This window comes from Streptosporangium sp. NPDC050855 (assembly GCF_044456585.1).
GTDB classification, from domain to species: domain Bacteria; phylum Actinomycetota; class Actinomycetes; order Streptosporangiales; family Streptosporangiaceae; genus Streptosporangium; species Streptosporangium longisporum.
This window is the reverse complement of the sequence record NZ_JBITFY010000010.1, coordinates 107,201-117,303: the sequence shown is the minus strand read 5'-3', so window position 1 is coordinate 117,303 and position 10,103 is coordinate 107,201. Positions and strand designations below refer to the sequence as shown.

Annotated in this window: 16 protein-coding genes; 1 reads left to right on the top strand and 15 read right to left on the bottom strand. The window is 66.8% G+C overall.

Features of this window, described 5'->3' with window-relative positions; genetic code table 11:
* Nucleotides 1-166 precede the first annotated feature (166 nt).
* From ACIBCT_RS20900 to ACIBCT_RS20875, 6 genes are all read right to left on the bottom strand, one after another.
* Complete coding sequence (locus ACIBCT_RS20900; protein ID WP_399190845.1) at nucleotides 167-685, bottom strand: hypothetical protein; 519 nt, start codon at nucleotides 683-685, stop codon at nucleotides 167-169.
* Nucleotides 682-852 (bottom strand): hypothetical protein, encoded by a 171-nt coding sequence (locus tag ACIBCT_RS20895; RefSeq protein ID WP_399190843.1) that lies wholly within the window; start codon nucleotides 850-852, stop codon nucleotides 682-684. Before ACIBCT_RS20895 ends, ACIBCT_RS20900 begins: the two co-directional genes overlap by 4 nt.
* A 16-nt stretch (nucleotides 853-868) precedes the next feature.
* A complete protein-coding gene (locus ACIBCT_RS20890; protein WP_399190841.1) occupies nucleotides 869-2,251 on the bottom strand; it encodes a replicative DNA helicase in 1,383 nt (460 codons plus the stop codon).
* Nucleotides 2,248-2,850: a hypothetical protein gene (locus tag ACIBCT_RS20885; protein ID WP_399190839.1), complete on the bottom strand. Its 603-nt coding sequence runs from the start codon at nucleotides 2,848-2,850 to the stop codon at nucleotides 2,248-2,250. The genes ACIBCT_RS20890 and ACIBCT_RS20885 overlap by 4 nt, the downstream gene beginning before the upstream one ends.
* Complete coding sequence (locus ACIBCT_RS20880; RefSeq protein WP_399190837.1) at nucleotides 2,847-3,911, bottom strand: hypothetical protein; 1,065 nt, start codon at nucleotides 3,909-3,911, stop codon at nucleotides 2,847-2,849. The genes ACIBCT_RS20885 and ACIBCT_RS20880 overlap by 4 nt, the downstream gene beginning before the upstream one ends.
* A 149-nt stretch (nucleotides 3,912-4,060) precedes the next feature.
* The gene (locus ACIBCT_RS20875; protein ID WP_399190835.1) at nucleotides 4,061-4,540 is read right to left on the bottom strand and encodes an endonuclease domain-containing protein; all 480 of its coding nucleotides are present in this window, start codon (nucleotides 4,538-4,540) and stop codon (nucleotides 4,061-4,063) included.
* A gap of 150 nt (nucleotides 4,541-4,690) precedes the next feature.
* On the opposite strand from ACIBCT_RS20875, the gene ACIBCT_RS20870 reads away from it, so the two are divergent.
* Nucleotides 4,691-4,921, top strand: a complete 231-nt coding sequence (locus ACIBCT_RS20870) for a hypothetical protein (RefSeq protein ID WP_399190833.1) — start codon at nucleotides 4,691-4,693, stop codon at nucleotides 4,919-4,921.
* A gap of 26 nt (nucleotides 4,922-4,947) precedes the next feature.
* Here ACIBCT_RS20870 and ACIBCT_RS20865 read toward each other — a convergent pair whose 3' ends face one another.
* The 9 genes from ACIBCT_RS20865 to ACIBCT_RS20825 form a co-directional block, all read right to left on the bottom strand.
* Nucleotides 4,948-5,316 (bottom strand): SLOG family protein, encoded by a 369-nt coding sequence (locus tag ACIBCT_RS20865; protein ID WP_399190831.1) that lies wholly within the window; start codon nucleotides 5,314-5,316, stop codon nucleotides 4,948-4,950.
* Between the two features lie 76 nt (nucleotides 5,317-5,392).
* On the bottom strand, nucleotides 5,393-6,310 hold the full coding sequence (locus tag ACIBCT_RS20860; protein ID WP_399190829.1) for a hypothetical protein: 918 nt from the start codon (nucleotides 6,308-6,310) through the stop codon (nucleotides 5,393-5,395).
* A 57-nt stretch (nucleotides 6,311-6,367) separates the two neighbouring features.
* Nucleotides 6,368-6,637 (bottom strand): WhiB family transcriptional regulator, encoded by a 270-nt coding sequence (locus ACIBCT_RS20855; RefSeq protein ID WP_399190827.1) that lies wholly within the window; start codon nucleotides 6,635-6,637, stop codon nucleotides 6,368-6,370.
* A complete protein-coding gene (locus ACIBCT_RS20850) occupies nucleotides 6,634-7,404 on the bottom strand; it encodes a hypothetical protein (RefSeq protein WP_399190825.1) in 771 nt (256 codons plus the stop codon). Before ACIBCT_RS20850 ends, ACIBCT_RS20855 begins: the two co-directional genes overlap by 4 nt.
* Entirely contained in the window at nucleotides 7,401-8,180 is a 780-nt protein-coding gene (locus ACIBCT_RS20845; RefSeq protein ID WP_399190823.1) for a WhiB family transcriptional regulator, read from the bottom strand. Before ACIBCT_RS20845 ends, ACIBCT_RS20850 begins: the two co-directional genes overlap by 4 nt.
* A 275-nt stretch (nucleotides 8,181-8,455) precedes the next feature.
* Complete coding sequence (locus tag ACIBCT_RS20840; RefSeq protein WP_399190821.1) at nucleotides 8,456-9,526, bottom strand: hypothetical protein; 1,071 nt, start codon at nucleotides 9,524-9,526, stop codon at nucleotides 8,456-8,458.
* The gene (locus tag ACIBCT_RS20835; RefSeq protein ID WP_399190819.1) at nucleotides 9,523-9,705 is read right to left on the bottom strand and encodes a hypothetical protein; all 183 of its coding nucleotides are present in this window, start codon (nucleotides 9,703-9,705) and stop codon (nucleotides 9,523-9,525) included. The genes ACIBCT_RS20840 and ACIBCT_RS20835 overlap by 4 nt, the downstream gene beginning before the upstream one ends.
* Nucleotides 9,702-9,926: a hypothetical protein gene (locus tag ACIBCT_RS20830; RefSeq protein ID WP_399190817.1), complete on the bottom strand. Its 225-nt coding sequence runs from the start codon at nucleotides 9,924-9,926 to the stop codon at nucleotides 9,702-9,704. The genes ACIBCT_RS20835 and ACIBCT_RS20830 overlap by 4 nt, the downstream gene beginning before the upstream one ends.
* The gene (locus tag ACIBCT_RS20825) at nucleotides 9,923-10,096 is read right to left on the bottom strand and encodes a hypothetical protein (protein ID WP_399190815.1); all 174 of its coding nucleotides are present in this window, start codon (nucleotides 10,094-10,096) and stop codon (nucleotides 9,923-9,925) included. The genes ACIBCT_RS20830 and ACIBCT_RS20825 overlap by 4 nt, the downstream gene beginning before the upstream one ends.
* Nucleotides 10,097-10,103 lie beyond the last annotated feature (7 nt).

The window sequence follows — 10,103 nt, the reverse complement described above, 5'->3', positions numbered from 1 at the left end:
GGGGCGGGAGCGTCGTCGGGCTTCTTCTCGGGCTCGCCGGTTCCCGCGCACCGCTCGCCGGAGCTGAACCCCGACGAAGTGATCCCGTCGTGCCGGAACAAGCGGCCCGCCTTGGTGAGCGCGTAAGGCCCCACCCCGCAGACAGGGCAGCGCCCGTATCGGCGGATCACGCGAACCCCAGCCCGCGGAACGTCAACACCCACCGGGCATCTCCCTGCCGCTGATACAGAACCTCGGACATGGCGGACTCGAACCGGATCCGCCAGTCGCCCGGCAGCTCCCGGGCACGCAACTCGAAGTGAGCGAGCCGCTTCTTCTCGCTGTCTCCCGACCAGACCCGCTCACCGTCTCGGGTGACCGTGACCGCTCCGCAGCCGACGGCGCAGACGCGCGTCAGTGGAAGCACCGCAGGTTTGGGCGGGCAGCTCAAGCAGCCGCCCGGCACCGGGGTCGTGGAGAACGGGGGCAGGTCGCTTCCGGGGCCTTCATGTCCGCAGTACATCCACCGGGACCCGCGGGCGAACCTGCTCGCCAGCATCCGGGTGCGCTTCCCCTGCCGGCTGACGGCGTACACGTACGGGTAAGCCAGCTCAGTCACGGCGAGGTAGCGGTGCTCACCCCAGCGGGTGTCGTTGTAGGCCCACGTCTGCCCGACCTCGACAGCGATCCGATCTGGGCGGGTCACGCGATCTTCCTCTCGTCGGCCAGAACGGCAGCCCTGATGGTGGGGTCAGTGCTCATCCAGTTCGCGAGGTTGGCGATCAGCGCTTCGATGTCGCGCTCCTCGACGGCCTGGAGGTAGCCGTGCCTCAGGGCGCGGGCGGCGCGGACAGCGCCGGCGAAGTTGGTCATGAGGGGTCCTCTCGGGTCAGACGGCGCGGAGATGTCCGCCGGGGGCGGGCGGGTTCTGGCCTGGCGTGTTGGGTGCCATGTCGACGAAGCGGCTGTAGTGGAGCTGGCTTGCGACGGTGATCGTGGCGCGGGGCCCGTTGCGGTTCTTGGCGACGATCAGGTCGGCCTCGCCGGCCCGCGCACAGGTGGGTTCGTAGTAGTCGTCGCGGTGAAGGAGGATCACGATGTCGCTGTCCTGCTCAATGGCGCCGCTTTCGCGCAGGTCAGAGGCGACGGGTCTCTTGTCGGCGCGCTTCTCGGACTCGCGGCTGAGCTGAGACAGCAGCATGATCGGCACCCGGAACTCCATCGCGAGGAGCTTCATCCCGCGGGTGAGAGCGGCGATCTCCTGCTCTCGGCTGGCGGCCTTCGGTGCTGTCAACAGCTGCAGGTAGTCGACGACGACCATGCCGATCGGGCCGGTTCGCAGGAGCGTTCGCAGGACCGAGCGGATTCGCTCCAGGGAGCATCCCGGCTGGTCGTCGATCGAAAGCGGGGCGCCGGACACGCGGGCCGCGGTTTGTGAGAGCCGCGCAAGCTGTTCGCCGGTGACGTCGTAGTCACGGATCGCCTTCAGCGACACCTTCGCCTCGGCCGAGGAGATCCGCTGCAGCACCTCGCGGCGAGACATCTCCAGGGTGAACATCACGACGCGCTGGTTGTCCCGCAGAGCCGCAGAGCGGACCACGTCAACGGCGAACGTTGACTTACCCACCGAAGGGCGAGCGCCCACCACGATGAGCTGACCCGCCTGAAATGACGTGACGAGCGACGCCAAGTCAACGTACGGCGGGACGATCCCCTCTGCCTTCGGCGGCGGGTTCTCCAGGTCGTTCAGCAGGTCGATCATGTCTTGGGAGACGTCCTGCGGCTGATCGCCGAGTCGGTGGGCGGCGGCGTCGTCGACTAGCTTGCGGATCATGTCGACGTCGGCTTCCGGATCCCAGCCCGCGTTCTCCGTCATCTGGAGACTGCGGCGAAGCGCCGTGTTGATCCGGCGGCGGAGTCCATCGTTGGCGACCCGCCGGGCGTGGTACGACAGCGAGCCGGCCGCGGCGGCGTGCTCCATCAGCGTCGCCAGGTACGGGCCTCCGCCGACGCGATCGGTATCGCCGCGGGCATGCAGTTCGCCGAACACGGAGGCGGGGTCGATGGGCTTGCCCGCGTGCAGCAGCGACAGTGCCGCGGCGAACACCGCGCCAGCGGCGGAGAAGAAGTCGTCGACGGCCAGCAGGTCAGCGGCTTCGCCCATCGCTTCCTTCGACTGGATCACCGCGCCGGCCACCGCGACCTCTGCGGCGATGACCGCGTCGCTGGGGGCCCAGCCGTCGAAGCTGCTCAGGTCGATTTCTGCGGTCACTTCGACCTCCGCCGGTCCGCGCCGATCATCTTCACTACGTGGGCGCCGTCCTGGATGCGGGAAGAGACCCGCTCGCCGAGGAGGTCGCGCAGTTTCGGGTTGTTGGAGGCGACCAGCGTGGGCCTCTGGAAAGCCCAGCGGGTGTCGAGCAGCCCCATGAGGTGGTCGGCGTCCCAGTCGGAGACGCGAATGGATCCGAGATCATCGAGCGCGAGGATGTCGACCGTCGCCAGGTCGTTGAACGCGACATCGTTCACGGGCGGGGTGAGGAGCTGCTTCAGGTCGTATCCGGTCTTGATCTCCATGCCGCCGCGAAACCCGGCCTTGATGAGGGTTTCTTTGATCTTCCACAGGGACCAGGACTTGCCGACGCCGACGTTGCCGATCAGCAGCATCCCGGCCGCATCGTGGGCGAGGAACCTGCGGACCCACGTCGTGATCTCCGGCAGCAGCTCACCATCGGCGGCGAACACCGCCGGGCGCTCGGCGTAGAAGTGCTTCAGCCGGAACTGAACCTGCTCTTCCAGCCAGGACGCGCTGGCCTCAGCGCGAGCGGCCTCGTAGTCGTAGTCGTCCGGGTCGGACTCGTTGAGGTTCATACCTCGATCTCCATGTCAGCGAGTTCTTCAGCAGTTGGGGTGTGAGAGCGGGCACCGGAGTTCGCGGCGAAGCGGGAGTCTCTAGAGTCCTTGGGCTTCTTGGCCGCGGCGTCGCGCTGAAGCTGCGTGGCGAGGTCCTGCCATCCGCCAGCGCCCATGTTGCGGGCTGCGATGAGGAGCGCTTCGTGATCGGTGTTCTTGTCGCCGAGGAGCGCACGGGCTTGCTTGCCCACCCGATTGCGGAGCGTCTCGGCAGGAGCGGGCTGCCCGGCTGCCTTCGCGCCTTCCATGTAGGCGGCGATGACGGTCCCGGCATTGATCGGCTTGGCCGAATCGCGGCGCGGCGGAGCCGTGCTGCCCGAAGGGAAAGATCCTAGATCCAAGGTCCTAGGTCCTAGATCCAGAGTCGAGGGCTCGCGAGGGTCTCGCGAATCCTCGCGGGAGTCTCGCGAGGATTTACCTTTTTGCTGGTCAGGCTGAGTCTCGAATTTCTCGGGAGCCTTCGCCGAGCCCTCGGGAGTGTTCGTGGAGGGCTCGCGAGGGCTCCCGGAGGTCAGATCCTCACCATGTCCGCTTTGATGCGATTCAGCCGGAATCGAGGGCTCGCGAGAGTCTCGCGAGGGTTCGCTGAGGTTTCGAGGGGGAGACGCGGAAGGGGGGCACTCCTCGCTTCCGTGGATCGAGCACTCGTCCTTCTCTCGCCAATGGTCGGCGAGGGGACACCGAGGGAGTCGCGACTTGCCGGCCTTGTCGACCTTCTGGTGGTCGTCCCACGTCACGAAGTGGAGGTAGCGCTTACCGTCGCAGCCGACATACCGGCAGATGGCGCCCACCTGCTGCAGCTCGGCCAACTCGTTGTCCAAGTCGGCGGCTGTGTGGAGCTTCTGCTCTGACCGGACCGCCCACAGTGCGCCGTTGATGACGGCGGGCTTGTCGGGGTGGCGACCTCGGTCGTCAGCCTGAGTGGTCAGGCCGTAAAACGTGCGCTCAGCTTCGAGCGACACTTCCGCAAGTGTTTCCGACTGGAACGCTTCCGGCTTGAGACTGCGAATCCGCGCCACTGGTGGCGTCTCCCTTAGTGCTGGTGAGGGTCTTACCGGGCAAGCGAAAGCTGGCCCCGTCTTCGTGTTGACGTGCTGCTAAAACCGGCGCGCATTGGCGTACCTCGTCAGTTGCTTGAGGGGCTTGCCGTCTCCGACCCGGACCACGTTCATCCGGTGGGGGCCGTACGACCGATAGAGCTGCCACCAGGTCCGGGGGTGCCATGGGTGGCCGTGTATGACTCGCTCCCACCCCGCTTGGTGCGCATCCGCTGGGGTTGGCGCCCGCCGAAGTCAACAACCGATCCGATGGGCGGCTCGTCAGGCAGGTCAACGCCAACGCCGTAAGTGGTGAGCATCCCGATGAACCACGAGTTCTCCAGGTAGGCGGCGAATGCCGCGTCTCTCGGGACTTCGAGGTCCTTGCCGAGGATGGTGTTGCAGGTATTGCAGAGCAGGCCCCTCACGGCCCAATTGCCTCGGCCTGCGTCGTGGTCGATGAACAGCATCCGCTTGGAGTTCTGCCAGCCCGGCAAGCGGCAGACCTGGCAGGAGTTATCCGCTTCATCGAGGAGGCGATCGAATTGCTCGCACGTCATCCGGTAGTGCTTGTGCCGGCAGGTCTCGTGGGCGGGGAAATCGCGGTTCATCTGGCCTCTTAGCGTTTCGGGGGGTGCCAAATAACACCGGTGGCCAAGGTTCCCCTTGATCCGGGTGTACGTACACCTTACACTTTGGTGTACGTACACCGCCAGGAGGTCACTTTGAAATCCGTACGTACACCCCGCACACTGGGGAGCGTGCCCAACAAGCCCCGCACCCAGCACCGGTCGGTTCGCGTCGATGACGCCGACTGGGGAGACCTCGACGCGGTCGCGGAGATGAGCGGCACCGACCGAGCGAAGATCATCAACGCGTACATCCAGTACCACCTGCACCGGGCAGGAGCGAGCCTCCCCGAACGACCGACACGCGAGCAGGTGGCTAAGGCCATCGCGCACCGCGTGCTCGGCTCTCCTGCTTCTGACTGACCCGCTCACCCCTCCACCCCAGGCGATCATGAGGTCACTTCCACGACTTCGATCCCCGCGGCCTTCGCTCTCCGCATGCAATCCCTGGTCCCGGTAGCGGCCCCAGCGGGGAACGCGAGACATAGGTGGGCGCCGAGGGTGACCATGTGCTGGTTGCGGATGTGGCCAGCGGCGCGGCCGTGGGTGTCCCAGTCGGCGGGGTGCCGCTCCACCTCGATGTGGTTGCGGCGGGCCCACGCGTCAGCGAACCGGTCAGCTCCGCGGGCGTGCCCGTGGACCACGAGCATCATTCCGTCGAGCTGCGTGACGTCATGCCACGCCGCGGTGAGCGCGGCTTCGAGCGCTTCGACGTTGGTCCAACGGCGGCTGCCGGTCACGAGAATCCGGTAGATCACGTGCGTTCACCTCCTCGTTCGGGTGGGTGGGGTGGGCGGTGAAGCCCACCCCAGAGGGACGTCAGGGCAGGTCGAGCTACTTAGGGGTGGGGAACTTCTCGTTCTCGGCGAACTTCAGCAGCGTGATCTCGCGGCCCTCGCGGTAGGCGTTCCACGACTTGATGGTCAGCGCGGTGGGGTGGATCTCAGGGACGCGGCCAGGCTGGGAGTTCAGGTCCACTAGCCGGTTGCGTAACGTCAGGATCGGGTTGCCCTTAGCGAGCATCGCGCCGTCACTGAGCCGGTCGAAGAACTCCGCGCACTGGGCCTCGCACTGTCCTTCGTCGAGGCGGGAGAACAGCCACCAGCACAATCCGATCGTGGACGGCGCCAGCAGCTTCGCGCGGCGGTGGTGGCTGGCGGCCTGGGATGCTTCCCGCAACTCCGGGTGCTGGTCGAGGAATTCCAGCGACTCCAGGGCGCTCGGCTGGTACCTCGCCGTTCCGCTTCGGAGTCCTCGCTCCCACAGCAGCGCTCGCCGAACAACCGCTGCCAGCGTGCCGGGGTCGGACTCGCCGCGGAACCCGAACCTGTCGCGCATGGTGCGCTTGGCGCCGTCGTCGACCGTGTCCCGGGCGGTGTCGGGCAGGTTGGACACCACGAGCATCCACCCGGACGTTCCGGACGCCACACGGGCCTCCAGGCGGTGCTGGCCGTCCATGAGGTCCCCGGAGGCCGACACCCGGATGGCGTCGCCGTTCTCACTGAACCGGCCGGCGGCCATGTCGCGGGCGATCTTGTCGCGGGCGTCCAAGCGCATCGGCCGGTTGTTGTTGTTCCGGTACAGCCACCTCTCCGCGATGGCCGGCGTCACCCACACCAGCTCGTACATGACGCCGTCTGGGGAGGTGAACGAGCGAGGGTTGTGCTTGCCCGCCACGACCGAGGCGGGAAGGACAGAGCCGTTCGGGGTCGGCTCGTCTGGGGAGATGAACGCTACGGTTGTCGCTGACATCAGGTTCTCCTAGGTCTGGTGGGGTAAGGGGGCCGCCCGCGCACCGGGCGGCCCTTTTCATGCAGGGCTCTGACTGGTGGCATCTCGCGGTTCGAGGCGCTGGCGGGCTTGCCGGTCCCAGCGGCGGATCCGGTCGCGTTCAGGCTTCGACATGCCGGCCTGGATGCCGATGGTCGGCTGGCGAAGCGCGTCGAACGTGCAGGGAATAAGCGACTCACACGCTCGACAGAGGTTCACCAGGGCGGGCGGCGGGCGGCCTTTGGTACTGAAGAACCGGTCAGGGTCACCGGTGCGGCAAGCGCCTCGCTGGCGCCAGTCCACGCTCATGCCGTCACCCGCTGCTTCTGCCGGCGGACCTTGTACCGCTCGTACTCCGCGGACGCCGCGACGATCAGCGGAGAACGGTCCCCCTCCTCGCGGTGGGCCCGCTGGCAGCGACCCAACTCCAACGGGGTCATCCGCTGCACCCGGCGACGGATCTCGTCCTTGAGCTCAGCGTCGGTGAGGTCAAGCAGTTCGTCGTCCCAGTCCTGCGGACGAGGCCAGCGGTTACGTGTGGCCATCGCATGAGCGTGGGAAGCGGAGATGCGCTCCCCCGTGGACGCGGTCGGCGCCGGTTGATTCCACAACTCGTCGTACAGATCACGAACCAGGCGAGCTGTCACCGCGAGGATCCGCTGCCGACCGAGAACACGAATGAACTCGTTCTCAGGCTTGCCGCAGCGCAATGCCAGCGCCCGAGCAGACCAGCCCAAAGCGATCAACGCCTGCAGTCGCCGCTTCGTACCGGCCGCGTCCACCGCGACCATGTCCGGCATCTGCTCCAGCGTCGGCCAGAACTCCAGCAGCTTGCTCGCGTTCGCCGCGGACATCATGACCGCGGGCGCCTTCCCTGCTGCCGGTTCCCCGTACATCAGGTACATAAGGGACCTGAGAGTGACGCCCGCTAGATCAGCGATGACCGCCAAGCTCAGTCCGTACTCGCGAAGCTCGCGGACGTGGGCACGCGCTGGCTCCGCCTCGACGTGAGGCTTCCACAGGCCCCGCTCGCGCATCAGAGCGCGGTGTTTCATGTAAGCGCGCCGGCTCGTCATGACGCCTCCGCTAGCCGGGCTTGAGCGCGTTCCCGCGCCACCCTCAGCGACGTGTACGGCACCCCCATGGCGCGGGCAGCGGCTTTCACCGTCTGTCCCCTCGCCACGATGCGGTCGGAGCGGCGCAGCAGATCCAAGTCCCGGGCCTGAGCGGCGGGATCCTGCTCCTTCGTCACTTCAGTGCGGGAACCCTGCTTACGCGACCGCCGACGCCGCTCACTGGCGCGCTCGTCCGGAGTCATGCCACCCCAAGTGCCGTACCGCTCCGGCTGCTCAAGGGCGTAATCGAGGCATTCGGAGCGCACCGGGCACCAGCCGCACAGCCGCTTCGCATACCGCTCGCGATCATCACGATCCGGCGGCCGTTCCCCCTCCCCAGGGAAGAACAACATCAGGTCCTCGTCGCGGCACGCAGCCCGACTCATCCACTCAACGTCCAGCACCCGCTGAACCGGCTTCGGCGCAGGCTCAGCAACCACCTCTGCGGGCGGCTCCGACGCGTCAGGGATCAGCCCGAACCACTCCAGCCACTCCCGCGCCTCAGCAACATCACGGGCATGCTCAGGCTTCGTACAGCGGCGCCGCGGCGTCCGGGTGCACCCGTGAGAGGCAGCGAAGTAGTCCGCCACCCACAACGCCGCCCGCCGGCGCTCTTCATCACTCGCGATCGGAGCGGCCACGTACACCGTCAGCAGGGCATCATCAGCGAACCTGGGAGTGGCCGGCTTCGAGTCGAAGGTGCGGTCTGCTTGCTCGATCCTCCACGCGGTCGCCATCAGGTTGCCTCCGTTCGGTGCTGTTCGGCAGTGTTCAAAACCGTCCACTCGTGTCCAGCGGTCTCCAGTGCTGTCCGGGTGAGAGCGGCCATCGCGGCGACCCGGGCCCGCGCCGCCGCCGCCGCGGTCTCGTCCGCGGCGGCACGTTCCAGGCACGGCAAGTGCGCAGCCAGGCGAGCAAGCGTGGCCTCAGGCATCCGTGACCTCCTCCGTGTGTGGTCCGGTACAGGGGTGGCCCTCCCACTCGGCAAGGGCGCAGCAGTAAGGGCGAGGCATCACGCCGGCACCGGCTCTCCGCTACGGCACCCGTGAGGCGAGCAGCTCCCTGGCGCACCCAGCTCAAGCCGCTCCTCGCTGATCGCGTCGAAAATCGTGTCCTGTCGAGACAGCCACTCAGCGGCCGTGACCCGGTCGATTGGCGCCTTGTCCAGGGGGAGACGAGAAGCGTGCAGGTATTCCTCGATGCCGTCTGGCCTGGCCTGTGCGCGGAGTGCGTAGTCGAAGGCGACCGCGTCGGCGAATTCCGCGGGATGGTTGTCGCGCATGTCGCGCCACTGGGCGTTGCCATGAAAAGGACACCCGATGCACGCGGATTTCGGAACGTTCCGGTATCCGTGGGCGCGCAGATACCGCTTACAGTCCTCGACGGTCCAACCCTTGCGCCCGTCCGCGGCATCAGTCATATCGAGCAGCGGATGAACAGACCGCAGATACTTCACGCCGGAGTCTCTGGCCCGGTCGATCTCGTCTCTGCTGATTCCAATCCACTGCTCAGCGAACACGCCGCGAGGAACTTGAGTGGGGTGCGGGTAGCCGAGCAGTTCCCGAGCTTTGACTTTGATGACGCGCAGCTTGTACTCGTTGGTGCACTGCCGGCGGCCCATGCCGCGTGAGCGGACGATGCGGGGCTCTCCCCAGCGCACAACGAGGACACCGGTGTTTGAGCACGTGGAACAGTTGGCCGGCGCGAGAGGTGTTCCGTCGGCCTCCACGGTGTCGGCGTCGAGGTCAGCCCAGCCGCAGGTGCAGGGCGCAGTTTCGATCGGGTCACGAACTTCGACCGGCGGTCCGAGCGTGAACGTCGGCATCGACACGAAACGATGCGCCGGGTCTAAAGCGTCATCGCGAATGTTGCCCGCCGAGACCTGGTACAGGGGAATCCCGGCGGGGGCGAGAATCTCACGCTCAAGCCGATTCAAGTGGGCATAGACCGACCTCGGCTCCCAGCCGGTGTCAGCGAAAATCGCCGCATCCGGCTTCGGCAGTAAGCCTTCCTTGACGGCAAGCGCTATTGCCGAAGTCTGCCGACCGGCACCCATGCTGATGTAGACCAAAGTGGGCTTCATTCGCTCTCCTTGCGTGGGTTGTGGTTGGCGAGACGGTCGGCTTCTTCGTGGAGCGCGGCAGTCAGCCGGAAGCCGAGAACCGGGTCGTCCGGCATGTCGAGGGTGAAGCGGCGGTGCTGGTGGGCGACGACGGCCGCACCCGCCAGCACCACCGCGGCAAAGGGGAGGAGGCCGCTCACCGGCGTCTCCGCTTGGAGCCCTTGATGACCGCGCTCAGCGGGTGGTCAAGGTCGGGATTGGACATCACTCGAAGCGCGGGCTGAAGCGTTTCGGTCTGGCGCTTGCGTCGCCAGTCGAGGCGGAAGTCGTCGGCCGCCATCCACGCGATGAACGCCACGACGATGAAACCGATGAACGCCAACGCCGCACCGGGAATCAGCAGCCACAGGGGAACGTTCATCGACGCCCCCGCCGCACCTGGATGAGATGCCATGCGCCGGCCGCAGCCGCAAGCACGAGGCTCACGGCGGCGGCGTACAGGAACGGCGAGAAGTCCAACGTGGCGGGCTGCTTCAGGATCAGCGTCAGCACGCCGAGGCCCGCTGTGATGCCAGCGGCCAAACCGATCACGTACGGG

Excerpts from the sequence above, each read along its gene's own strand:
- ACIBCT_RS20855 (WP_399190827.1), bottom strand. The coding sequence starts at position 6,637 with ATGAGCGTGGACTGGCGCCAGCGAGGCGCTTGCCGCACCGGTGACCCT.
- ACIBCT_RS20860 (WP_399190829.1), bottom strand. The coding sequence starts at position 6,310 with ATGTCAGCGACAACCGTAGCGTTCATCTCCCCAGACGAGCCGACCCCG.
- ACIBCT_RS20885 (WP_399190839.1), bottom strand. The coding sequence starts at position 2,850 with ATGAACCTCAACGAGTCCGACCCGGACGACTACGACTACGAGGCCGCT.
- ACIBCT_RS20840 (WP_399190821.1), bottom strand. The coding sequence starts at position 9,526 with ATGAAGCCCACTTTGGTCTACATCAGCATGGGTGCCGGTCGGCAGACT.
- ACIBCT_RS20845 (WP_399190823.1), bottom strand. The coding sequence starts at position 8,180 with ATGGCGACCGCGTGGAGGATCGAGCAAGCAGACCGCACCTTCGACTCG.
- ACIBCT_RS20875 (WP_399190835.1), bottom strand. The coding sequence starts at position 4,540 with ATGAACCGCGATTTCCCCGCCCACGAGACCTGCCGGCACAAGCACTAC.
- ACIBCT_RS20830 (WP_399190817.1), bottom strand. The coding sequence starts at position 9,926 with ATGAACGTTCCCCTGTGGCTGCTGATTCCCGGTGCGGCGTTGGCGTTC.
- ACIBCT_RS20850 (WP_399190825.1), bottom strand. The coding sequence starts at position 7,404 with ATGACGAGCCGGCGCGCTTACATGAAACACCGCGCTCTGATGCGCGAG.
- ACIBCT_RS20895 (WP_399190843.1), bottom strand. The coding sequence starts at position 852 with ATGACCAACTTCGCCGGCGCTGTCCGCGCCGCCCGCGCCCTGAGGCAC.